Origin of the sequence: Alteromonas confluentis, assembly GCF_001757105.1 — a bacterium.
GTDB lineage: Bacteria > Pseudomonadota > Gammaproteobacteria > Enterobacterales > Alteromonadaceae > Alteromonas > Alteromonas confluentis.
In genome coordinates, this window is the sequence record NZ_MDHN01000029.1 from 438919 (window position 1) to 463198 (window position 24280).

The window sequence follows — 24280 nt, forward strand, 5'->3', positions numbered from 1 at the left end:
AGCACGCTTACCATTGCCATTTCTTTTTGCGCAACGACATTTCTATTTTCTTCAGTGGCCAACTTAGCTTCCACCATACAGAACGGTATGCGTTTACAAAGAGGTGACGGAAATACACTTCTTCTTGCTTTACTGAACGTAAATGCTCTACCAACACCGGGTTCATGCGACTTAGGTATTGTTCGTAGCGCGCTTTCACTGCGCGTACATCGTCGTCATTCACTTCAGGCTGTGAAAGCGCGGTATAGAGGTCGACAGCAATATCAGACAACTCGCCAGCTGGCATGGTTTTCTGCTTCTGATTTTGCATACTTTTATCTACAAAATTCAGATCCATACTGTCTATATCGATATCAAGCGCGGCGCACTCTGCAATTCTGCGCGCCATGGCTTTGGGCTGCTCGAGTAAGTCAGGGTAAGTCACAATGCAGCGTTCCTGCTCGTCACAGCAGAAGTAACCCGTAAATGTGTGGTTCAGCCACAGCATTAGCGATTTATCTAACGAAAAGCCATTTCGCTTGGTCAGAGAGCCACACACTTCTACCGGCGGACGCACCATTAACACGTATGTGGTTTTAACATTAAGCTTATTAAAAACCTGTTTCCAGAATGGCATGAGCAAGGTAGTGCGCGGATCTTTCATGCCCCATAACGGCTTATTGCCATAGTCGGTTTTCAGCATATCTGCCGCATGAGGAAGTGCTTTTTGAATGGCGCTGTCGTTGTTGTCGGCAAACGCATGGGCGAGTGGATCATCCCACGACCAGCATTTCTCATCGAACAGGCGCTCGTTCATTTCGACAACCAGGGAGTTTTCGTAAAACCCTTTCTCATTCACGCCTTTTTGCGGCGCGAACAGCGACGACCCCATAAATACACCCAACTCAGCTAACAGGCCCGAAATGGCCGACGTGCCGCTGCGATGCATTCCTATAACGATAATGGCTTTTTGTTGCATTCAGGCTGCTCTTTTTACTGATTTACGAGCGGCTTTTGCTTTTTTCAGCAATGACGCAGGCATAAGTTTCAGACCAATCCCTTTGACCAGTAGCTGAACTTTTAACGGTTTGATTTTCCAGGCATCGAGATAACACTGCCCGGCAAGGTCCGGTTTGTTCTGATAAAACAGGTTTCCGGCATAGTGTAGGTAGATTTTGTGCTCTGCTTGGCGACATTCTTCGCGCTCAGCTTCACTCACCTCAGGCATTGCGGCAATTTTTCTCACGCATACCAAATCGGCTATCAACATTTTCATTTGATTCATGGAGTAGTTTTCGCCATGAATGTAGTACACCGCCAATGGCTCTTTTACCACCGCGAGTTTTGAGATACGCGCTACACGCAGCCATACATGTCGGTCGTCTACACCGTGCAGTTCGCGGCTATCATCGAAACCGCCGATATCTTTTAAAATGGACTTTCTAACCAGTGCGGTGCAGCAGGAAATGAAATTCACATCTAATAATTCGTGAAAGCAGCGCCCTTCTATTTCCGGTTTACTGTAATCGGTTTCGCCCATGCGCTGAATTTCAACCCAGCTGTACACCAGGCCAACGTCGGGGTCGTCGAATCGTGGAAGTTGCTTTTCTAGCTTTGTTGGCTTCCATTGGTCGTCCTGGTCACAGAACCCAATGACATCGCCTTCAGAAACACCGATACCGTAATTTCGGGCAGAGGCCACCCCACCGTTTTCCTTTTTGAAGTAACGGACTCGCGGATCGCTTTCAAACGCCTGAATTACTTCATAAGAATTATCGGAAGAGCCGTCGTCCACCAGCAAGATTTCAAAGTTGCTGTAGGTCTGCGCAAGCAAACTATTGATGCACGCCTCCAGCGTTTTAGCGCCGTTATAAACGGCAACAATGATGCTTGCTTTTAAATTACTCAAACTTAATAACCTCTTACCGAATTGTGAGCAGGAATCTGATGATCAGATACAGAACGATCAGACTTCCGGCGCTGCACACCGCAACCCGGGCCACTGTTGCCGCTGTGATTTTGAGGTCGAACTGAGGGTAAGATTTTTGCACCCGCATGTACGACGCAGCTACGAATGCGGCGAATACGTAGAAATAGAGAATATAGCTTCGACTAATAAAGAATGCGGTGGAGCAATAGCCAATCATTGCAATTGAAAGGTAAATATTTAGCGATTGCTCTTGGCGCAAAGCGTCGCCTTTTGGCCCTTCGATGGCTGGCAATTTTGCGATGCGGTACGCCATCACAAAAATCAACATAATGAACGTCATCCACAAGGTATAACCGATGGCGCCGAGTTCTGACATCACCGTAACGAAACTGTTATGGGCTACTTTGGAGTGATATTCCAAAAAGCGATCTTTACCGAAGCCAAATAGTGGGCGGTATTTCACCATTTGAATACCTTCATACCAGGCTGTCAGACGGTCTTGTACACTTTTGTCTTCTAAACCGATGGTACGGAACGAGGCCAATGCCACCCCAACTATCGGCAGTGAAAGCGCCGTGAGGATCATGAACTTCACCCGGCCGAAGCGCACGAAAATGTACGCGGCGATCACCGCTAACGACCCAACCAAAGAGCCTCGACTTCCGGTCCAATATATACCAACAAATAGCGCCGCCATGATGCCTAACGACAGCATGCGAATCATAAAGCTCTTGGTGTTAACCAGAAAATACATGGCAATAGGAATGTTCATTACCAAGAACATGCCCATATCGTTAGGGTCGTGGAAAATACCCACGTAACGCACCTGCATCATGGCGTCGTTACCGGAACCCCGGAATATTGCATTCTCCGCCCATCCCATACCCAGCGGATCGCCAATCTGGAACCACGCCTGATGGACCATGATGACGCAGGCCATTAACGAGATAAACAGAATAATCCGTTGCCTTCTGAGCGACACAAGAAAGCCCAGGAACAGAATAAACGGCAGTATGTCTGAGGTTACCCACTCGGTAACGAAGGTAAGATCACTGAAGAATCGCCTCGCCCTCATTTCCGATAACAGCATGAAGAAGAACATTACCACCATTATGGTGGCTTGCCAGTTCCACTTCTTCGGACTTAGCGTTGTGACGTAGAAGATAAACGTAATGATGAGGAACGTACGCAGGATTGGCAGTTCCGTTTCAAATATCGGCCATTCATGGGGGCGAATAAATACCAGCGCGGTATAAACACAAAGCAAGAAGAAGCCGAATGGCGAAGTAGCTTCGGTATTAGTGGGCTTAAACTTGTGTGCGGTAGGCCGGTTGGGCGCTATTTGCTGTTCACTCACAACAACAGTCCCTTAATGCACTAACACGCGCCAAGGTAGAGCTGCATTTAGCATCCATGCATTTCGAACAATAATTCATCACTTCCAGTACCGGGTTATACAACATTTAGCGCTTAAAGCAGGCAGAATAAACAGTATTCACACCGTATTCAACTAAAGCACGCGCCCTTATTAACACCATCGTATGCTATACGATATCTGTAGCATAAAGATCGTGATAATTTATGACATCAATCATTATTAACGCTATTTCACACAATTTTTGTAGGTATTTATGTTCAAAATGTTGTCGGAGACTTTTTAACCGCTATAATCAGTCAATTACAGACTTTAAGACCGTTGCCTGGAGACAAAAGTGAAAGTTAAAGCATTGATAGCTATGGCTGTTTCGCTGGGTTTGAGCGCTGCTCATGCACAGGAAATGTCAGATGAAGCGATTAAAGAAAGAACAAAACCCTATGGCGAATTAAATGTTGCGGGTGCACAAACTGCAGCAGCAACCACAGCAAAGGCACGTACTCCGGAAGAAATTTTTAACGGCGCGTGTGCAATGTGTCACGCATCGGGTTTGATGGGTGCGCCGCGCGCTAATAACGCCGCAGACTGGCAGCCTCGTTTAGACGAGCGTGGTCTGGACGGTGTTTGGCAAAATGCACTTAATGGCATTAACGCCATGCCACCAAGAGGCACGTGTACAGATTGTAGCGATGACGACATCAAAGCGACCATCGAATACATGATTGAAGGCATTTAACACCTTCTAAAGCCCCGACAGTTTTCACCACAGGCTGTCGGGTATTTCTTAGCATACCTGAACACGGCATTTCTAGCCCGTTCACCGCAATTTTGTCTCATTAAGTAGCGTTTTTAATACAAATCGGTTAATTTATTGTCGAAAATAAAAAATCTATAATAAAGCGACACAAATCTGATGTCTTCAAAGTCAACGCAGTATGAGTTGTCAGAAGAGGAGCTTCGGGAACTTATTCCGCAGTTACAGCAACTCACTGATAAGTACAAACGTGCGGAACGAGTACAAAAAGCACTATTCGATATTGCTGAACTAGCCAGTTCGGTAAGTAATCTTAGTCGCCTTTATCCAGCCATTCACGAAATTATCGGCGACTTTATGATCGCAGATAACTTCTTCGTTGCGTTTTACGAAAAAGAAGCAAACCTTATTGATTTTGCTTACTTTGTTGACGAGTTCGACGAACAGACAATCAAACAAATTCCTGCTGAATCCCTGATGGACGGGATTACCGGCCATATTCTTCGCACCGGCAAACACGTATTTCTAGAAAGCGAAAATCAAGCTGCTTTCGCCGCCGAAACTGGCGTTTCCATGGTAGGCGCTACGCCTCATCAATTCCTCGGTGTTCCACTGAAACGGGGTTCACAGGTTATTGGTGCCATGGTGGTACAAACTTACGATAGTTCTGTGAGTTACTCTGATGAAGATCTCGAAGTACTCTTGTTTGTATCGCAACACATTGTGACCACGGTAGACCGAGTGAAAAACCGCGAGCTCACAGAGCGCACCATTCGCGAAAGAACCCGACAACTTCGTACAATTAACGATGAGCTTCAAGAAGAAATATTAGAGCGCCAACGGATAGAAACACTACAACAGGCGTTGTACGAGATATCCGAACTTGCGGCCAATCTTGAAGGCGATATGGATGCCTTCTACGCCAGCATTCATAATATTCTGGCGCGCTTGATTAGCGCACCGAACTGCTACATCGCTATTCTTGATGAATCGGGCAATCACCTCGACTTCCCGTATTTCAGCGACACCATGAACGAATCGGTGTCTCGTCGTCCGTTAGGATTAGGTCTTACTGAATTTGTACTGCGTAGTGGGCAAACCGAACTGATTAATCCACCCCGAGTACTCGAACTGGCAGAAAGCGGTGAGTTGGATGTATCCACTGCTCAGAAAATGCTAAAAAGTGCCAACTCCTGGCTGGGTTCGCCGCTCATTGTTGATGGCAAAATTTCAGGTGTGATTGGTATTCAGACCTACGGTAAGTTGGCCAAATACACAGGCAAAGATCTCGAGCTACTGCGCTTCGTTTCTCATCACATTGCAGCGGCAATAGGCCGAAAACGCAGTACCGACGCGATTCAGCAATACAATGCGTTACTAGAAGAAAAAGTAGCAGAGCGCACAAGAGAGTTAGACGCCACGAACTCTTATCTGAAGCAGCAGATTGAAGAGCGTAAGGTTATTGAGTTAAAGCTCATTCACGATGCGCATCACGACAGCCTTACGGACCTGCCAAACCGCGCCATGTTTGCTAGTCGTTTAGAGCTTGCCGTTGCCAACAAACAGCGCTATCCGGATAACTTGTTCGCAGTGTTGTTTATCGACCTCGACCGTTTTAAAACCATCAACGACACATTGGGTCACCACGCGGGTGATGAATTCCTCATAGAGGTAGCGCACCGTATTTCTCTGTGTATTCGGGGCCATGATCTGCTTGCACGCCTGGGCGGCGATGAGTTTGTTGTGCTGCTGGACAACTTTGAGGAAGCCGAGGTAGTTGAAGACGTTGCTTCGCGGATAATCGAAGCCATTTCTCAACCCTTTGTACTTGATGGTAAAGAGATGTACAGCGGGGCCAGTATCGGTATTGCCCATCTGGAAACCTACTATCGCACCGCCGATGAAGTCCTTCGCGATGCCGATGCAGCTATGTATCAAGCGAAAACCATTGGTCGCGGTCGCTTTGTGATGTTTGATAAGTCTATGCGCGACCGGCTAATAGAAGAGCTTGAACTCGAAAACGAGTTTCGCCGTGCATTACGCGATGAAGAATTCGAATGTTATATGCAGCCTGTCATCGACCTTCGCGCCAATTCCGTGCTGTACCACGAAATGTATGTTCGTTGGGTGCATCCGGTACATGGAAAGGTAGACAGAGAAAACTTCAGACGGGTGGCTGAACACAGTGGATTAACCCTGGATCTCGATTTATACCAGTTGAATAAGGCCTGCTCGCTGATCAGACACGATGCTAAACAGGCCGGTGAAATTGGAAAGATTGCGGTGAATGTTTCGATAAATCACCTGCTTCAGGCTTCACTGGTGAATAAAATCTTAGATCTGGTAACACAATGGGGTATTGAGCCCGGCCGCTTGGTTTTTGAATTCGACGAAAATGATTTGAATCGCCGTTCGCAATACATTCTGCCTGCAATCAAGAAGCTCAAACGTGCAGGTGTAACACTCGTATTGGATAACTTCGGCAGCGGTTTAGCGTCGCTAAGTTATTTGTTTGCCTATCCCTTCGACTTTATCAAAATAGACCACCGTTTCGTTAAGTCTCTGCCCCGCTCTCAGCGCAACCTTAAGTTAATTCAGTCGGTCATGCTGATATCAGAACACCTTAAGTTCGATGTTATCGCTGAAGGTGTGAATGCCAAAGCGCAGCTCAACGCGCTCAATGAAATTGAATGTCATTATGCGCAAGGGAAGATCCTGTCTTCGCCACAACAGGTGTCACGACAAAAAAGTGCGTAAGTTTTAATTAACGTCCCGAAAGGTCAGTTTTTAAACAAAGGCATCTGGGTATATACTGATATCATTCAGCAACGGGAGTTATCAGAGTGAAATTCGGCAAATTATCTACCAGCGAAAAAGTAGCGTTGGTGCAACAGATTTGGGATTCCGTTGCGCAAGACGACTCATCTGAAATAGAAATCTCTTCAGAGCATCAGAAAGAATTAGATGCACGCCTGTCTAAGCTGAAAACTAATCCGTCATCTGAACTGGATTGGTCAACGATTAAAGCCCGCGCCACAGATATTTGAGCCTGCTACCGCTGCGTTTTGCTCCGGAAGTCGAGTACGATATTTCCGATGCGTTTTCGTATTTCGAGCATTGCCAGAAAGGCTTAGGCGATGACTACATTCTCAGCGTGGAACAAGCATTATCTAAACTCCAACATAACCCTTTTCACTACCCGAGAGTTCATAAAAGCGTCCGAAGGATGCTAGTCAGACGATTTCCCTTTTGCGTTTACTATTTACCTTCCGCAGATAAAATTACCGTGTTAGCGGTGCTTCATTGCTCTAGATCGGACTCTTTATGGAAAAAACGAACCTGACTTTCAACATTAGCCTGAAACTACTTCTTCCCCAACATGGCTTTTAAACTGGCCAATCCGGCTTCGTTGGTTTTCTTTTGCTGATCGGCGGTGGGTTTCGCCTTTTTCTCTTCCCATACCACGTCGTCTACGGGTAATTCATAGAGAAAACGGCTTGGCTCGGGATTGATGACTTCGCCAAACTGTCGGCGTTCCTTTGCCAGGCTGAAAATCAGTTCGCGCTGAGCACGGGTGATGCCCACGTAAGCGAGGCGACGTTCTTCTTCCACGTTATCTTCATCAATGCTGCTTTGGTGCGGCAGTAAACCTTCTTCCATACCCACCAGAAACACAATCGGAAATTCCAGACCTTTCGAGGCGTGCAGTGTCATAAGCTGAACTTGATCGGCTTCGCTGTCTTCTTCGCCTCGCTCCATCATGTCACGCAAGATAAGGCGGTTCACCACTTCCTGCATAGTCATAGGCGCATCGAGGTCGTTTCCTTCCAGCATGTCGGTAACCCAGCCGAATAAGGTACTTACGTTGGCCATAGCCATTTCAGCCGCTTTCGGGCTGGGGCTGTGTTCGTAAAGGAACTCTTCGTACTGCATAGAGCGAATCATGTCTCGCAATACGGCTTTACTGTCGCCACGCACGACGTTATCAGAGGTTTCCACAACCCAGCGTCCAAAACCGGCAACGCGCTGATAGGCAGACTCACCTAACACGCCAGATAGCCCGGAATGGGTAGTAGCGGCAAACAACGAAATGCCCACCTGATTAGCAAAGTTACCCAGCTTTTCTAACGTGGCACGACCAATACCCCGATTAGGCGTATTTACCACGCGCAAAAAGGCATTGTCGTCATCCTGATTCACCAGCAGGCGCAGGTACGCCATGATGTCTTTTACTTCGGTGCGGCCAAAGAACGACATCCCACCGTTGATGCGATAAGGAATACGGTTACTCATCAGTAACTTTTCAAACAAGCGGCTCTGGTGATTACCCCGATACAGAATGGCGTAGTCTTTGAACGACGTACGGTTCATGAATTTATGTGCGATAAGCTCAGCCACAACTCGCTCGGCTTCGTGTTCTTCGTTCTTTGCCGACAACACGCGGAGCGGTTCACCGTAGCCCATTTCTGAAAACAGGGTTTTATCGAATAAATGGGGATTGTTCTGAATGAGTATGTTGGCGCAATGCAGAATACGGCCGGATGAACGGTAGTTTTGCTGCAGCTTAATAACATTCAGTTTGGGGAAATCTTCTTGTAGTAAATGCAGGTTCTGTGGTCTGGCACCTCGCCAGGAATATATCGACTGGTCGTCGTCGCCAACCACGGTAAACCGTGCCCGTTCGCCTACAAGCAGCTTCACCAGTTCATACTGGCTGGTGTTGGTATCCTGATATTCGTCCACCAGCAAATAGCGAATTTTGCTCTGCCATTTCAGTCGTACGCTCTCGTTTGTTTTCAGCAACAAGGTTGGCAGCAAAATGAGATCATCAAAATCCAATGCGTTATAGGCCCGCAGGTGATTCTGATAGTGGCGGTACGCTTCGGCAAATTCCCGTTCACCGGCACTGGTGGCTTTCTTCGCCAGCGCATCGGGCAGAAGCAGATCGTTTTTCCAGTTGGAAATGCAGCTTTGCAGCATGCTCAACTGGTCTTTGTCGCCGTCAATCGTATCTTCGGTGAGGTCTTTCAGCAGCGCAGTCGAGTCTTTGTCGTCAAAAAGCGAGAAGCCTGGTTTCAGGCCAAGCTCTTTAACGTGCGCTTTAATAATGGTTAGACCGAGGGTGTGAAACGTACACACTTTCAGACCGCGGGCTTCCTGCTTACCCAGGGTTTGCCCCACCCGCTCCTTCATTTCCCGGGCAGCTTTGTTGGTAAAGGTTACCGCTGCGATTTGCCGGGCAGGCAAGTCGCACTCGCGCACCAGATGGGCAATTTTATTGGTGATTACGCGGGTTTTACCACTACCGGCACCCGCCAGAACCAGACAAGGTCCGGAAACATACGTCACGGCAGATTGTTGAGCGTCGTTTAACTTCATATTCAGTGGGAGCGAGCTACGGGGTTGAGAGAATGACGGTTTTTTAATTGCATGTGTGTCGCATCTATTTAGAATATGAAACACAAAGTCGCGATGATGCGCATTATAAAGGAAATACTATGCTTGATCCGAAAAAACTCGAAGAAATCGCCAAACAAATTTCTGATGCTGTGCCGCCGGGCGTACGCAATATGGCAGAAGGTGCCGAGGCCCGTGTTAAGCAGGTTTTGCAGGCGCAACTGAGCAAACTGGACCTGGTTACCCGGGAAGAGTTCGACATTCAAAGTCAGGTGCTGATCCGAACGCGTGAAAAGCTAGAAGCGATGGAAGCGCGATTAGCGGCCTTGGAAGAAAAGCAAAGCGCGTTGCCGAAAGAATAAGACTCCGAGCGCTGCTGCCGAAACGGACGAACCGGTAACAGCGCTATCAATCGTCTTCAGCGTTTTGGCTTACATCACTGCCAATGCAATTCTGTCCATCAATAACCCCACCGCGAAAACCAATCCTACGTAATGGTTATCTAAGAAGGCTTTGAAGCAGGCCATGCGCTCCCGTTCACGGGTTTCGTAAGACTGAAAGATAAACAGCAGCGCGCACGCCACCAGCGCAAAGTACACCGGCCAACCGTATGCTAAACACTGGGCAATGGTGAACAGCAATATCAGTGTGATCCCCTGCAGCACGCCAATGATCAATCTGTCGTACTGACCAAATAAGATAGCCGATGATTTTATGCCTACGATTAGGTCGTCATCGCGGTCGACCATGGCGTAATACGTGTCGTACGCAATGGTCCAGGTAAGGTTTGCAATAAACAGCAACCAACCTTCCAGCGGCACTGAGCCCTGAATGGCGGCAAACGCCATGGGGATCGCCCAGCCAAACGCAGCTCCCAATACCGCTTGCGGCATGTGCGTATATCGCTTCATAAACGGATAACTGGCCGCCAGAAATAGCGCCACAACCGACAAGGCAATGGTCTGCCAATTCAACATGAGCACCAGAATAAACGATAAGCCCACCAGCAAGGCGAACAATTGCAGCGCCTCCCGTTCAGTTACCGTGCCCGACACCAATGGCCGTGCGTTTGTGCGTTTTACACTGCCATCCACTTTTCTGTCGGCGTAGTCGTTAATGACGCATCCTGCAGAGCGCATTAGCACCACACCGGCAATAAATATCAGCGTAATGCCCAAACTGGGTAAACCGTCTGCGGCGATGACTAACGCCCAGATCGTCGGCCACAGCAGCAAATAAATGCCGATGGGTTTATCCAGGCGGGTTAGCTGCATGTAGGCGCGCCAATTACTGAATGACAACTCGAGAGACATAATTAACTACCCGTTTGATACAAAGGCGATGCAGGAAGAAACAACTCTGCCACCAATAAAGCGTGCTGCTGAAAATAAAAAACTGACCGACGCCCCCACAGCGGCAATTCTATTTCAGGTGTGAAGGCAGTATGTCGAATGCGGCAAACCTCGAACTCGCCGCGTCTGAATCGGGCATCGTTAAACAGTCGGCGCCCCAGGGGCTCTTCACCCAGTTGGTTAAACTCAGAAGACATGAGCTCAGGAGGAATAACCGAGCGCGCGAACACCCACGGACGTTCATCGCCACAAAGCAACACCTCGCGAACCGTATGATTGTCGGTGGCGTTAATGTGAAGGCTTTGACGTTCACATGCATGTAATTGCGCCTCACCTTCACCAATAAGCGTTAAATTAAAAACGCTACACGCACTTTCAATGCGATCAGTCAGTGAACCGCTATCCTGCAGCCAGCTGCGAATATGACTGGGTAAGTGGGGATAACGTGAAAGTGGTTCCCAGACTACATCCAGCCCAATTGGAAACGAAAAACCCTGTTGCAATGCCTGTTCACCTGAAAATCGGAAGGCCGTATCTTAGCATTGGTATATCCGATAGCCCAAAACCTCTCACAAAGATACTTATTGTAGCCTTTTTATTGAGTGTTTATTTTCCGCCTTTTGCTACACTAAATAAGACTTAAACAACGCCATCTATCGGTACGATATTGAATCTTATGAAAAAATTATCACTGCGATTGTTAGCTACGATATCACTTCTGTGTAGCCTGCTCAGTTTTTCTTCTCACGCACAAGACGCACCAAACTTTGGTTACCTGAGCTTAGAGCCGGATATCATTACCAATTACATTGGCACATCGTCGAAGAAACTGGGCTTTGTTCGTGTAACCGTAGAATTGATGATAGATAGCGTTGATGTACTGGAAATAGCTGAACATCACTTGCCGCTATTGCGCGCCACCACCATAGAAATTTTTGGTCAGCAACCTGAAGATAAAGTGAAATCGCTTACCGGACGTGAAGATATCCGGCAGGCAATTTTAAAAGCATTACAAGATCACATGCGTAAAGAAACCGGCGCGCCCATTGTGAAAGACGTTATCTTCACCAAGTATCTGTATCACAGCTAATACGACTATGAGCAACGGCTCAGGCAGGTTTACGTCTGCCTGCGCCAAGCGCTAAAACCGCGGCAATTAAGCAGCCACTTATCAGCCCCACGGTGTGCGCCGTGTTCGCCATATTTACCCACAGTACGTCGGTATAACCCAGCACTAACCATATCAGCATGAAAATCACGATGGATTTGGGAATGTATAACCCCCAGCTCGGCTTCAGCCAGCCAATCCACCAGGCAAACCCCAGCACGGCATACACCACACCCGACAACCCACCGAATGCAGGACCACTTACAATCGCTTGAGCGAGATTAGACGCTACGGCCGATACCAGGAAAACCACCAGCAACATAGTAAAGCCAAATATGCGCTCGATCTGGCTGCCTATCATGCTCCACCACAGCACATTAAAAATAAAGTGTATCGCGGAAAAGTGAATAAACGCGGGCGTAATCAAACGCCAGTATTCATGGGTTTGTTGCAACTGGCCAAAAGGCTGCATCTTCAGATATTGCTCGACGTAACCAAAAAAGCCGAGCCAGGAAAGGGCATAAACCAGTGTACAGATGAACAGTACGGAAGCCGCAAGAGGAGCTTCTTTTGCCCAGTTCATCAAGTTGCCAATTTTGAGATTATTCGTGTGGGATGGATGCAGTGCGACTTGCTCACCACTTTCCCAGGCCGCCTGTTGGTACTTAGGATGACGCGGCTGACGAAGGAATTCCTCGCAAATTGCCTTTGCGTCTTCCACCTTTGCATCGTCTTCCAGCACGATTACGTACTCCCCCTCTTTTTGAGAGGGCAGTACGTGAGCAATTAATTGCTGACTAGTGAGGTAATTGGCAAGAAGGTGAGCATAACTTTCGTTGTTGATGGCGATTAATGGAGTGCTCACGCTTATTCTGTCACCACCTGTTGAGACAGTTTCCAGCTTTCGAAGCCACCGTCCATGCTGTAAACATTTTTAAAACCCTGCTGGGCGATCACGGTGGCCGCCTGCTGGCTACTTACACCGTGATAGCACACCACCAGCACCGGTTTTTCTTCGGCGGTGTTATTAAGAAATTCAGCGAAGTTATCGTTACTCAGATGCAACGCACCGGGCATATGGCCCATAGAGAAAGATTGCGGGTCGCGAATATCAACGACAGCAAACTCTTCGAGTTTGTCCGCCGCATCCTGAATACTGATATGCTGAAAATCTGACATGCTAATTACCAATTAAGAATAACTTTTCCTGATTGCCCGGAGCCCATGGTGTCGAATCCTTGCTGAAATTCATCGATACCAAACTGATGCGTAATAATGGGCGAAATATCCAGGCCACTTTGTAACAGACTGGCCATTTTGTACCAGGTTTCGAACATCTCACGACCATAAATACCCTTGATCGTCAGACCTTTAAAGATCACCTGGTTCCAGTCTACCGCCACATCGGTTGGCGGAATGCCCAGCATAGCAACCTTTCCACCATTATTCATCTTGTCGAGCATGTCGCGGAAGGCCACCGGTACACCAGACATTTCCAGACCCACATCGAAGCCTTCGGTCATGCCCAGCTCTTTCATAACATCAGACAATGACGTTGTGCCGACGTTCACCGCTCGGGTAGCTCCCATTTTCTCAGCCAGCGCCAGACGGTACGGGTTGAGATCGGTGATCACCACATGACGTGCACCAACGTGTTTCGCCACAGCAGCCGCCATAATACCAATAGGGCCAGCACCGGTGATCAGCACATCTTCACCAACCAAATCAAAAGACAGCGCAGTGTGTACGGCATTACCAAACGGGTCGAAGATAGACGCCATATCATCGCTGATATTATCTGGAATACGAAACGCATTGAACGCCGGGATCACCAGATATTCAGCAAATGCACCCGCGCGGTTTACGCCCACGCCTTCGGTGTTGCGACACAGGTGACGACGACCGGCACGACAGTTACGGCAATGACCACAAGTAATATGACCTTCACCAGATACACGATCGCCAATTTTAAACCCGGCAACTTCCTGGCCCATACCCACGACCTCGCCTACGTACTCGTGGCCAACCACCATGGGAACTGGAATGGTTTTTTGCGACCATTCGTCCCAGTTGTAGATGTGCATGTCGGTACCGCAAATAGCGGTTTTACGAATTTTAATCAGCAGGTCGTTGTGACCCACTTCCGGCTCAGGGGTGTCCTGCAGCCAGATCCCCGGTTCGCGGTGCGCTTTAACCAGTGACTTCATTTAAATAACTCCAAGCTCTTTGCCCACTTCGATAAAGGCATCTACTGCTTTATCTACGTGCGCAATGGTGTGACCGGCAGACATCTGCGTACGGATACGCGCTTGTCCTTTCGGCACCACCGGATAAGAAAAACCAACCACATAAATGCCTTTCTTCAACATCTTATCGGCCATTTCGCTCGCTAACCGGGCATCGCCCAGCATCACAGGAATAATCGCGTGATCTTTCCCTGCCAGGGTAAATCCGGCTTCTTCCATGCGAGTGCGGAAATGTACGGCGTTTTTCCACAGTTGCTCACGCAATGCGTGACCATCGGCCATCATGTCGAACACTTTCAGCGAGGCAGACACAATGGGTGGCGCAACGGAATTAGAGAACAGATAAGGGCGCGAACGCTGACGCAGCCACTCAACAATTTCTTTTTTACCTGAGGTGTAGCCGCCTGAAGCACCGCCCAGGGCTTTACCTAACGTACCGGTGATGATGTCTACGCGACCCATTACGTCGCAGTACTCATGGCTACCACGGCCATTTTCACCCAGGAAGCCGGTAGCGTGGCAGTCATCCACCATCACCATGGCGTCGTATTTGTCAGCCAGATCACACACACCTTTGAGGTTTGCGATTACGCCATCCATGGAAAACACACCGTCGGTGGCGATGATTTTGAATCTTACACCATCGGCTACGGCTTGTTTAAGCTGTTCTTCCAGCGCTTCCATGTCGTTATTGGCATACCGATAGCGCTTCGCTTTTGACAGTCGAACACCGTCGATAATGCTGGCGTGGTTCAATGCATCAGAAATGATGGCATCTTCCGGGCCTAATAAGGTTTCAAACAAACCGCCATTGGCATCGAAGCACGACGGGTACAAAATGGTGTCTTCGGTACCGAGAAAATCACTGATTTTAGTTTCAAGTTGTTTGTGAATATCTTGGGTACCACAGATAAAACGCACTGAGGCCATACCAAAACCGTGACTGTCGAGGCCTTCTTTCGCCGCTGCGATCAGGTCGTCATGATTCGCCAGTCCGAGGTAATTGTTCGCACAGAAGTTGATAACCTCACTGCCATCATCTACAGCAATATCGGCCTGTTGCTGCGAAGTGATTACTCGCTCACTTTTGTACAGACCTTCTTGTTTTACTTCTTCGATCTGCTGTTGCAAATGCGTGATAAACGCCTGTGTCATGTTTCTCTCCGTCGTCGAAAACACGTATTCTAATGAATGGGATATGTTGGGTACAGCCTTTGGTTTATAAGGGTTCACCGGCTTTACCTGGCAATGTAAAGATATCGCCACACCTGGGCGGGAATGAAATTTATCTGCTGAATATCAAAACACAAACTGATGCTGTGGCGTCAGTGTTTGGCTATCTAATGCGCCAATCCAAACCCCATCGCTTACCGCTTCATTCAACCGTTCCCACAGCTGATTTTCGGGAATGGGTCGGCTAATCAGGTAACCTTGCGCCTGATGACACTGAAACTGCCCAAGCATGGAAAACTGCTCATGTGTTTCCACCCCTTCAGCGATGACCGTTCTACCTAAACTTCGCACTAATGCAATAGTCGATTCGACGATATTGGCATCTTCGGGGTTATCCAACATGCCGCGTATGAAACCCTGGTCAATTTTTACCACATTCACGGGCAATTCTTTGAGGTAGCTCAGTGAGGAATAGCCGGTGCCAAAATCATCCATGGCCACAAGACAGCCCATTTCCTGCAGCGACTGACACACGTTAACCGCCAGGTCCATATCAGAGACTAACGCTGTTTCTGTGAGTTCCAGCTCCACCATATCTGGCGGGATCTCGAAGGTGTCTAATTGTTCTTTGAGATATTCTGGCAAGGAGTTATCGGTAAACTGGGCCGCAGACATATTGATGGCTATTTTAAGGTCGGGATATCCCGCCATACGCAATTCGCTTAGAATACGCAAAGAACGATTAAGAACCCAATAATCGAGTTCCAGCATAAACGGCGTACTCTCCAACATCGGAATAAATTCGCCAGGAGAAATGGCGCCTTTTATGGGATGAGACCATCGGATCAGTGCTTCAAATCCTCTCAGCCGATGGGTTTCGATGTCGATTTGTGGCTGTAAAGCCAAACTGAAATGATGCTCTCGCAGAGCCTCCCGGGCTTCCCGCTCCAGTTCTACCTTGCGCATGACTTTAGCGTTCATCGACGAATCATAAAGCTTAAAGCCACCGCCATTTTTCGCCTTCGCTTCATACATGGCGATGTCTGCGTGCCGGAATAATTCCATCGCCGACATGTCTGACTGGGTGGTTGTAGCTGCACCTATGCTGGCGGAAACATAGAACTGTAAGTCGTTTACCTGAATAGGCGTCTCAAATTTTTCCAGCACCGTATGCGCGAAAGATTCCACCTTCGACTTTGCGGTAACGCCGTTTAACAAAATAACAAATTCGTCACCGCCGAACCGTCCGACAAAGCCTGCATCGTCTACTGCCTCTACGATTCTTTCAGCGGCAGCAATAATTAACTGATCACCCACATTATGACCGTGACTATCGTTTACTTTTTTGAAGTCGTCTAAATCGAGAAACAGCAAGGCTGCCATTTTAAGTTCGCGGGTCGCGGTAACAATTTGCTTTTCAATCTGAAAGGTCATCATTGTGCGGTTAGGCAGGCCGGTGAGGCTATCGAACATAGCCATATTTTCCAGCTGTTGTGATGACGCTGCGAGTTTAGACTCTTGCTCTTCAAGCTGTCTGGCGAGATTACTTGCTGTGGCTTCCAGTAAGTCCAGTTCATCAGGGAGTATTTTCTTTTCCCATCGCTTTTGGTGGCTGCTGCGCATCGCAAACTCGTCGTACCGATGTTCTGCTAGCAGCGGTAACCGGTCTGCCAGTTTGAGCAATTTAATCCGGTATTGCTGAATCATCATCAGCAAGATGGCGGTGAAAACGATAAACAACAACACGGCGGTGCCAATAACCCGGTTCTGGTAGTCGTTTACAGCGCTGATCATGGCCGATATATCGCGCACGAACAAAATGAAATAGTCGGAGTCAGTAAGCGGTAGCAGAGACACCAGTAAGCGTTTGTTATCCGCGGTTACCATCACCCCGCTCTCTTCCATGTTTTGAATTGTAGTGTCTGCTGGAAGGGTGCTAATAACATCCTGAATCACCTTCAAGTTAGACGCAGAAAGGCGACTTACCGGAGTCAAAAGTGAGGACGAATCATTTTCTTGGTTGGCTTGTTTCACTACTGCAATTTTATACGCGCTGGTGAACTGCGATAGCGTGGCCAGCATTTCACTGAAACTGGCATTCATAACGATAACCGCCACTTGTTCGTTCTTAATCATTATGGGTGCTGAGACAAACCGGTAGCAGGATTCACGGCAGAGAAAGGCATTCTGAGGTCGCATCTGGTCGCGGGTGTTACGGACCATAGTAAGTATACTCGCGGGCATCATCGCTTCATTGCCAAGTAAGAGGGTATTTTGCGGATTAAACAGCCATAGTTCGCTAACGTGCAAACTGACACCAAGCGCATCGGAGGAATCGGCCAAAACTTTCGCCAATTGGTCTTCGAGTAACGTTTCTGTTTGCCCCCATTGCGAGAAGGTTTCGATCCAAACGAGAAGGCGTAAAGCGAACAGCTCGTCAATCAGCGCCAGTTGTTTCTGATTCTTCAGTTGAAAAGCCCGGTGCTGCTGTTCAACCTCTGCATGAGACTGAGCAATGAGCATCGCTGAAATGGAAACCAGTACAGTAAGCATCATCGCCACGACGATGCTGAGCAACTTCGTTGTAACGGAAACGCGTACCTTCATATTCAGAACCAGTACATCACTTGCATTGCCCACATACGCCAGTGCTCTTTGGTTTCAGGGGTATTCTGCGACGATGGCAGGCTAGTAAGTCGCCCAGCGCCGTGCACCCAATGATGCTCAGCCTGAACTCGCCAATGTGGCGCTGGGTCCCACTGAAGTCCAACCGCGATGGTTTTCTCAAACCCGTAGTACGCAGGTACCATGCCTCCTGTCATCGCCTCGAGGACTTCACCATCCCGGTCTTCCCGGTCAGAGATATACATGTCGTAGCTGGTTGTTACAGTGTACGAAGGCGCAATCCGATAACGCAGTTGTACATAACCGCCTTCTCCCTGCTGGTTCACCATGTAGTCAGGTGCGTATCCACCTTGGTCTATTCTGTGGTTGCGTTGCAGTTCCGTCGCAAACTCCCAATTCTCAGCAAAGTACGCAACGGAAATTGTGTAAAGCTGCACTTCCCTTTCAGCAGCTACGTAAAAGTCAACGGCTGCGGGGTTGTAAGTAAAATCGGAGTCGAGATAGCTCACGCCAATCTGCCAACTGAGAGAGGCAGACTGCCAATAAGCACTAAATTGATGGGCAAAATCTTGCTCCAGTTCACCTTGAGCAAATTCTCCGAGCAACGCTTTGGTTTGAAAAGTACTCATGGGCGACTTGCCATAGCTCCAGTTCACTCTGAAACTGCCTTCTTCAGCCGCGTGGTAATAGCGCAACAGCACGCCATCGCTACCTAAAGCCACGTCGCGAAAATTATCGAAATACAAAGACTGCGGAAGTATGATGGTGGCGCGGGTTTGCGGTACATCGCGGGTTGCAGAATAGAGCCAGTGCGGATTTTTGAATCTACCCACATTGACATTCAGCGTGGCATTGCTGAACTCTGGCAAACGCCAATCCAGATACAAATAATCGAGTCTGCCACCTTGCTCGAACCGGTTACCGCCGTCGAGATACACCGCTTGGCCTACAAACGCCAAAGACGCATTCACATCGTAACGCATGTTGATACCCAACTCGGTGAGATTAAAACTCACGTCTCCGTTATCGGAAACAAAATCACTGTGTACTGACTGGCTCACCCCTTGAGATAAAAACCCATGCCAGCTAAAGGCAGACTCAGCCGAAGCCGGGAAACACTGAAGCCCCCCTAAAAGCGATATACCAAGTAACCACCGTGTATGGAATTTCATGGAATGGCTACCTCCCTGACATTTTCCAGTGCTGAGGTGTGGTAGGCATACCCAATTGCTCCCGGAGTATTCTTTACCGCCTCAATAAGTTCGGCCTCGGTTGCTACCGTTTGCGGACGTTCGCCCTGACCGGAGTAGGTGATCTGGTTCCACATGCGTTCAAGCTGATACGGGAACATCTTCAGCATTTCTCTGCAGAAATCTTTGTGTGCCTCGGTCTGCGCATCAAGCACATAAACTGTTATTTTTGCGCCATCAGACCAGTATTGGGTTCGAGCGGAGAAGATATTGCGGATATCGGTGCGTGAAAATTGCCGTTTTTCTACACCGTTATTAATGATGACAGTCGATTCAATGGCTTTGACGGGTAAACAAACACACAGCAAAAGGCATACGGCAATAACCCGTATAGAAAAGCACTTGTTACAAAAACAAAACCCTATTTTGGAAAGCGCGGACAATTGGCACCTCATCCTTAAAGAAAACGTCTTCAGACGTTAATTTAAAGTGTAGAGGGTTTTAGCCAGATTGCCCGTACGTGACTGAATTAATTGACTGACGGCGGTTATTTAGTGTCGGTAAGCACCCGATTAATCATTTCTGTTACCGCATTAGTGTTGATTCTGCTCATCAGCGACGTTCCTTTTGCCCTTTTGCCCCAGGGAAGTTGCTTCCAGGACTTGCCGGTTTGCTCTTTGATGCACTCGTCGTATACCGATACCACAAACTCTAAACTGTTATACGGGCCTGTGCGGCGAGGGTTAGAGTGTGCATACAAACCAATGACCGGCGTACCCACCGTGGTTGCCATGTGTGCCGGGCCGGTATCGGGGGCAATAACCAGTTCAGCCTGCTTGAGTACCATGAGCATATCGTGGAGCGAGGTTTCACCCACAATATCTTTGCTAATGGCATCAGTGTGCGATTTGATGGCATCTGCCAGTTTACGATCTACCGGACCCGGTCCACCACAAAGCACCACTGCCAGGCCTTTGCTTTTAAGATATTCGGCAGCCTCGGCGTAGCGCTCTGGCAGCCAGTTACGCTCTTCCTTACTTGCCGCCGGACTGATAACCGCAAAGCGACCCATTTCTTCGGCCAATGCACTGGCGTAGCGCTGAGAGGAATCAGGTACAGGAATGTTCCACTGGGGTTTTGGATCTTCAGGCAGACCCAGTGCATCACCGAAATCCATAAAGCCGTCTAGCACATGGGCGTGCTCATGCGCTTTGACCCTTTTATTTGCAAATAGCCAGTGCAGCTCTTTACTCCTGGCCCAGTCGAAACCAATACGCTGCTTTGCTTTAATCACCCGCGATGCAAGGTTTGCCCGCATCGCCACCTGCATCATTAGCAGCGCATCGAATTGCTCTCCTTGCACCGCGGCTTTTAGATCAGCTACCGCCTGCTTGCCCTGCTTTTTATCGAACACAATAAAGCGCACATCGGGTAGGGTTTTCATCAACTGGTATTCAATTTTTCCAATGACCCAGGTGAGCTCTGCTTCTGGCCAGTGTGTTTTTATCCGATGAACCAACGCCGCGGCATGGCAAACATCACCGATGGCCGACAACCTCATCAAACAAATCTTTTTCTTCAAGGAATCACCTCTACAGCTGAAAACTGCGGAATTTTCATTACAATGGCCAATTTACCATATTAATAATAAAGCATGGCGATAAAACACGTTTCCAGCGGCCACCAGCACATGCTGGTCGACAGTCAGTATGAAGGTGCCCTCAGCTTCGACAGCTTTGAGGCTGATTTCTGGCGCCAGCGAAATGCCATTACAGGTCAGGCCAAGGGTCGCGGTACCACGTTATTTTTGCAAGTCGACGGACAGGACTGGGTGTTACGCCATTACCGACGAGGTGGCTTGCCAGGCAAAATTCTGTCTGATCAATACCTGTATTCTGGCGTGGAAAAAACCCGCCCGTTCTGTGAGTTCAGGCTGCTGTCGGCTATGCGTGAAATGGGGCTGAACGTTCCAGAGCCCGTTGCTGCCAGAGCCGTGCAGAGCGGACTGGTATATCGTGGAGACCTGATCACAGCGATGATTCCTGGCAGCGACGATTTGCATGCTATGCTCTGCCGCGCACCGATCTCCCCGGCTCTGTGGCACGACATAGGCGTCGCGGTAGCCAAGATGCATCGCGCCGGGGTGTATCATCACGACTTGAATGTTCGCAACGTGATGGTAGATAGCTCTGATACGGTATGGATCATCGATTTTGACCGCTGTGAATTTCGTGACGGCGACAGCTGGAAATCGCAAAATATTGCTCGATTCCTGCGCTCGCTGGAGAAAGAGAAAAACAAGAATAAGCAGTTTCATTGGCAGAAAACCGATTGGGATGCGTTTATTGATGGCCTGATGTCAGCCTGATTGCATGTCTTTGCGTTAATCGGTAATGTTTCAAACGGGACAACATAAAAGTTAATTACTATGCACACACGAGCCATTTATCCGGGTACTTTTGATCCGATCACAAACGGACACGCCGACCTTATAGAGCGTGCATCACAAATGTTTTCCCGCGTTATCGTAGGAATCGCTTCCAATCCGAGCAAGAAACCATTGTTTACACTGGAAGAACGGGTAGAAATGATTAAGGAAGTCACCAAAGACTTACCGAATGTGGAAGTCAGGGGCTTTACCGGTTTATTGGCAGGGTTTGCAGACGAAATTAATGCCACCATTTTGATCCGCGGACTACGCGCGGTTTCCGACTTTGAATACGAATTTCAGTTAGCGAATATGAATCGTCGCCTGAATCCCAAGTTGGAAAGTGTCTTTCTTACCCCAGCCGAAGAAAACTCGTTTATCTCGTCAACGCTGGTAAAAGAAGTTGCGCTACACAAGGGTAAAGTCGACGACTTCTGCCACCCGGTTGTAGTAAAAGCCCTGCAGGAACGTTTTCACGGGAAGTGAAGCCTGTAGTATCGGAACGCCACAACTTCGCCCAGCGTTATTTCTGGCAGTTGGGGCAGTAGAAGGTGTTGCGCTGGCCTATTACTACGCTTTTAATTTCGGTGCTACAGATTTCGCATTCCTGGCCTGCCCGGCCATACACCCGCAAATGCTGGGCGAAGTAACCGGGATTGCCATCGCTCTGGGCGAAATCTTTTAGTGTGGTGCCGCCCTGCTCTATGGCTTTAGCCAGCACTTCTTTTATCGCGGCTGTTAGCAACGCATAACGCTTTGCGCTCACTCTGCCTGCAGCACGACGTGGATCGATGCCTGACATAAACAGCGCTTCGTTTGCATAAATATTACCAACGCCAACGACCACATCGTTATCCATGATGAAGGTCTTCACCGGGCTCTTTTTGCCTTTCGATAATGCCACCAGCCTATCTGTATCAAAATCGTCTGTGAGCGGCTCTGGTCCTAATTTGCTCAGTAGCGTATGCGTTGCCCCCTTCGGCTGCCACAGGCACGCGCCAAAGCGTCGTGGGTCGTTAAAGCGCAGGCATTTACCGCTACCAAGTACAATATCAATATGGTCATGTTTGATAGTTGGAAAATCGGCATCGATAACACGCAATTTTCCAGACATGCCCAAATGCAGAATGATTTCTCCGTCGCCCACATCGATAAGCAAATATTTTGCCCGGCGACGGATATTTACAATGGTTTTACCTTCTGCCAGAAAAATTTCATCCGGCACCGGCCAGCGCAGACGCTTGTCGCGCACAATGATCTTGTTGATAGTCTGATTGAGGAGCCAGGGCGAAATGCCGAGACGGCTTACCTCGACTTCAGGTAATTCAGGCATGGATTACAGCTCCGGTTGTTGCCAGGGTAGTAACGTGGCTAGTGATGCATCGGTCAGGCGAAACCATTGATTCTGATATTTCAGCAAGGTCCCGTCTCCATCAGCAGAAAGTTCATCAGGGTAAAACGCGAAAACCAGACCATCGGATTGCCCTGCCAGCCAGACAACCGCAATTATCGGTTCACCGGCAATATCCACAGGATCAGCCTGACTGTGCATCATCGCCTCACGCCAGGCGGAAATTTGCTGCTCTGGCGACACAGACGGCGCAGGACCTTCAGTGATCTGTCGCCAGCCCTGACCGTTACGTACCAGTTGATTCATTCCCTGCTCAATTTTCAGCACATAAGCCTCTTCTGGGATCAGAGGCATAGCCGCAGGCGCTTTCGCTGACGGTAGAAAGGTGTCTAAATTAAACAGTGCGATCATAATCAGCATGGCAAAAATCACCACATTGTTCATACCGCGCTGAGACAGAAAGGCCATATTTTCTCAGTTTTGAAGTTACTTTTATTTGGGTAATGGTCAATACCAGAGTCTACGCAAATTCAGAAACGAAAATAGCGTAAAACCGGAGTCAGTGGGCGTTCAGAAACCGTCTGCCGCAGGGATGCGGCAGCCGAGGCCCCATGGATGGGTTTACGCCGTGTTTCTGAACGCCCAGTGACACAGGTAGCTATTTTCGTTTCTGAAGCCCATCAACTCTTGTGTACCGCCATTTCGTTTCTGAACGTCCACACAACGCTGGAACTGAATTCGATCCGCTTAAACATATTCAGTAGGTCCAACACCTATGCCGCTTAAGATAAACTGACTGGTCTCCAAACGCAAAAAACCCGGCAAGAGCCGGGTTTTCGTGGAGACAAAAGCAAGTTTTATTACTTGATTTTTGCCTCTTTGAACATAACGTGCTTACGCACAACGGGATCGTATTTTTTGATCTCCATTTTGCCTGGCATGTTACGCTTGTTCTTGTCAGTGGTGTAGAAGAAACCTGTACCTGCTGAAGAAACTAATTTAATTTTATCACGCATTGTCGGCTTCCTTAGATTTTCTCACCACGGGCACGCATGTCAGTCAGAACTGAATCGATACCCTTTTTATCGATGATACGCATGCCTTTAGCAGACAGACGCAGTTTAACAAAACGATTTTCGCTCTCAACCCAAAAACGGTGAGTTTGAAGATTTGGCAAAAAGCGACGACGAGTCGCATTGCGTGCGTGCGAACGGTTATTACCAACCGCTGGACGCTTACCAGTAACTTGGCATACTCTTGACATTGTATTTGTCTCCAGAACTACAAAACTGTCGCGCCAATCGATCCCACCTAAAAGTCTTCTGGGTCAGTTGACGATATTACGATAAATAAGAGGGCGCATTTTATACAG

26 protein-coding genes are annotated in these 24280 nt (G+C 48.4%); 8 read left to right on the top strand and 18 right to left on the bottom strand.

The annotated features are described in order from the left end of the window. Positions 1-7: 7 nt before the first annotated feature. The 3 genes from BFC18_RS13535 to BFC18_RS13545 are packed head-to-tail and all read right to left on the bottom strand — an operon-like array spanning position 8 to position 3266. On the bottom strand, positions 8-958 hold the full coding sequence (locus BFC18_RS13535; RefSeq protein ID WP_070126074.1) for a sulfotransferase family protein: 951 nt from the start codon (positions 956-958) through the stop codon (positions 8-10). Next, complete coding sequence (locus BFC18_RS13540) at positions 959-1888, bottom strand: glycosyltransferase family 2 protein (protein WP_070126075.1); 930 nt, start codon at positions 1886-1888, stop codon at positions 959-961. Positions 1889-1901: 13 nt separating this feature from the next. Then, positions 1902-3266, bottom strand: coding sequence for an O-antigen ligase family protein (locus tag BFC18_RS13545; protein ID WP_245680385.1), 1365 nt, complete (start codon positions 3264-3266; stop codon positions 1902-1904). Positions 3267-3621: 355 nt separating this feature from the next. Here BFC18_RS13545 and BFC18_RS13550 point away from each other — a divergent pair, with 355 nt between their 5' ends. From BFC18_RS13550 to BFC18_RS22165, 4 genes are all read left to right on the top strand, one after another. Further along, positions 3622-4020, top strand: a complete 399-nt coding sequence (locus tag BFC18_RS13550) for a c-type cytochrome (protein WP_070126076.1) — start codon at positions 3622-3624, stop codon at positions 4018-4020. A 177-nt stretch (positions 4021-4197) separates the two neighbouring features. Then, positions 4198-6795, top strand: a complete 2598-nt coding sequence (locus tag BFC18_RS13555; protein ID WP_070126077.1) for a sensor domain-containing phosphodiesterase — start codon at positions 4198-4200, stop codon at positions 6793-6795. An 86-nt stretch (positions 6796-6881) separates the two neighbouring features. Next, on the top strand, positions 6882-7085 hold the full coding sequence (locus tag BFC18_RS13560; RefSeq protein ID WP_070126078.1) for an addiction module protein: 204 nt from the start codon (positions 6882-6884) through the stop codon (positions 7083-7085). Beyond that, positions 7082-7381 (top strand): type II toxin-antitoxin system RelE/ParE family toxin, encoded by a 300-nt coding sequence (locus BFC18_RS22165; RefSeq protein ID WP_083273082.1) that lies wholly within the window; start codon positions 7082-7084, stop codon positions 7379-7381. The genes BFC18_RS13560 and BFC18_RS22165 overlap by 4 nt, the downstream gene beginning before the upstream one ends. 20 nt (positions 7382-7401) lie before the next feature. Here the strand turns inward: BFC18_RS22165 and rep are convergent, their stop codons facing one another. Continuing rightward, positions 7402-9417, bottom strand: coding sequence for a DNA helicase Rep (rep, locus tag BFC18_RS13565; RefSeq protein ID WP_070126079.1), 2016 nt, complete (start codon positions 9415-9417; stop codon positions 7402-7404). A gap of 119 nt (positions 9418-9536) precedes the next feature. Between rep and ubiK the strand changes: the two genes are divergently transcribed. After that, positions 9537-9797: a ubiquinone biosynthesis accessory factor UbiK gene (gene ubiK / locus BFC18_RS13570; protein WP_070126080.1), complete on the top strand. Its 261-nt coding sequence runs from the start codon at positions 9537-9539 to the stop codon at positions 9795-9797. 69 nt (positions 9798-9866) lie between these two features. Here the strand turns inward: ubiK and ubiA are convergent, their stop codons facing one another. After that, positions 9867-10748, bottom strand: a complete 882-nt coding sequence (ubiA, locus tag BFC18_RS13575; protein ID WP_070126081.1) for a 4-hydroxybenzoate octaprenyltransferase — start codon at positions 10746-10748, stop codon at positions 9867-9869. 2 nt (positions 10749-10750) lie between these two features. After that, entirely contained in the window at positions 10751-11290 is a 540-nt protein-coding gene (locus tag BFC18_RS13580; protein ID WP_083273083.1) for a chorismate--pyruvate lyase family protein, read from the bottom strand. Between the two features lie 173 nt (positions 11291-11463). On the opposite strand from BFC18_RS13580, the gene BFC18_RS13585 reads away from it, so the two are divergent. Next, positions 11464-11877 carry a flagellar basal body-associated protein FliL gene (locus BFC18_RS13585; protein WP_070126082.1) on the top strand — a complete coding sequence of 138 codons (414 nt, stop codon included), beginning with the start codon at positions 11464-11466 and terminating at the stop codon, positions 11875-11877. Between the two features lie 19 nt (positions 11878-11896). On the opposite strand, the gene glpG is transcribed toward BFC18_RS13585, so the two are convergent. The 8 genes from glpG to BFC18_RS13625 all read right to left on the bottom strand — a co-directional run bounded on the left by glpG (position 11897) and on the right by BFC18_RS13625 (position 20690). Next, complete coding sequence (gene glpG / locus BFC18_RS13590) at positions 11897-12760, bottom strand: rhomboid family intramembrane serine protease GlpG (protein WP_083273084.1); 864 nt, start codon at positions 12758-12760, stop codon at positions 11897-11899. 2 nt (positions 12761-12762) lie between these two features. After that, positions 12763-13074 (bottom strand): thiosulfate sulfurtransferase GlpE, encoded by a 312-nt coding sequence (gene glpE, locus BFC18_RS13595; protein ID WP_070126084.1) that lies wholly within the window; start codon positions 13072-13074, stop codon positions 12763-12765. A gap of 5 nt (positions 13075-13079) precedes the next feature. After that, on the bottom strand, positions 13080-14102 hold the full coding sequence (gene tdh / locus BFC18_RS13600; protein ID WP_070126085.1) for an L-threonine 3-dehydrogenase: 1023 nt from the start codon (positions 14100-14102) through the stop codon (positions 13080-13082). Further along, the gene (locus BFC18_RS13605; protein WP_070126086.1) at positions 14103-15296 is read right to left on the bottom strand and encodes a glycine C-acetyltransferase; all 1194 of its coding nucleotides are present in this window, start codon (positions 15294-15296) and stop codon (positions 14103-14105) included. Positions 15297-15440: 144 nt separating this feature from the next. Continuing rightward, positions 15441-17921 (bottom strand): putative bifunctional diguanylate cyclase/phosphodiesterase, encoded by a 2481-nt coding sequence (locus BFC18_RS13610; protein WP_070126143.1) that lies wholly within the window; start codon positions 17919-17921, stop codon positions 15441-15443. Between the two features lie 2 nt (positions 17922-17923). Then, positions 17924-19111 carry a hypothetical protein gene (locus tag BFC18_RS13615; RefSeq protein ID WP_083273086.1) on the bottom strand — a complete coding sequence of 396 codons (1188 nt, stop codon included), beginning with the start codon at positions 19109-19111 and terminating at the stop codon, positions 17924-17926. Then, positions 19108-19497 (bottom strand): hypothetical protein, encoded by a 390-nt coding sequence (locus BFC18_RS13620; protein ID WP_083273087.1) that lies wholly within the window; start codon positions 19495-19497, stop codon positions 19108-19110. Before BFC18_RS13620 ends, BFC18_RS13615 begins: the two co-directional genes overlap by 4 nt. Before the next feature lie 179 nt (positions 19498-19676). Then, positions 19677-20690 carry a glycosyltransferase family 9 protein gene (locus BFC18_RS13625; protein WP_070126087.1) on the bottom strand — a complete coding sequence of 338 codons (1014 nt, stop codon included), beginning with the start codon at positions 20688-20690 and terminating at the stop codon, positions 19677-19679. Between the two features lie 93 nt (positions 20691-20783). On the opposite strand from BFC18_RS13625, the gene BFC18_RS13630 reads away from it, so the two are divergent. Both BFC18_RS13630 and coaD read left to right on the top strand, forming a co-directional pair. Further along, positions 20784-21497 carry a 3-deoxy-D-manno-octulosonic acid kinase gene (locus tag BFC18_RS13630; protein ID WP_070126088.1) on the top strand — a complete coding sequence of 238 codons (714 nt, stop codon included), beginning with the start codon at positions 20784-20786 and terminating at the stop codon, positions 21495-21497. Positions 21498-21557: 60 nt separating this feature from the next. Next, positions 21558-22043 carry a pantetheine-phosphate adenylyltransferase gene (gene coaD, locus BFC18_RS13635; RefSeq protein WP_070126089.1) on the top strand — a complete coding sequence of 162 codons (486 nt, stop codon included), beginning with the start codon at positions 21558-21560 and terminating at the stop codon, positions 22041-22043. A gap of 37 nt (positions 22044-22080) precedes the next feature. Here coaD and mutM read toward each other — a convergent pair whose 3' ends face one another. The 4 genes from mutM to rpmB form a co-directional block, all read right to left on the bottom strand. Continuing rightward, complete coding sequence (gene mutM, locus BFC18_RS13640) at positions 22081-22890, bottom strand: bifunctional DNA-formamidopyrimidine glycosylase/DNA-(apurinic or apyrimidinic site) lyase (RefSeq protein ID WP_070126090.1); 810 nt, start codon at positions 22888-22890, stop codon at positions 22081-22083. Positions 22891-22893: 3 nt separating this feature from the next. After that, positions 22894-23376 carry a hypothetical protein gene (locus tag BFC18_RS13645; RefSeq protein ID WP_070126091.1) on the bottom strand — a complete coding sequence of 161 codons (483 nt, stop codon included), beginning with the start codon at positions 23374-23376 and terminating at the stop codon, positions 22894-22896. Between the two features lie 392 nt (positions 23377-23768). Next, the gene (rpmG, locus tag BFC18_RS13650) at positions 23769-23924 is read right to left on the bottom strand and encodes a 50S ribosomal protein L33 (protein WP_012516577.1); all 156 of its coding nucleotides are present in this window, start codon (positions 23922-23924) and stop codon (positions 23769-23771) included. A gap of 11 nt (positions 23925-23935) precedes the next feature. Continuing rightward, complete coding sequence (rpmB, locus tag BFC18_RS13655) at positions 23936-24172, bottom strand: 50S ribosomal protein L28 (protein WP_070126092.1); 237 nt, start codon at positions 24170-24172, stop codon at positions 23936-23938. Positions 24173-24280 lie beyond the last annotated feature (108 nt).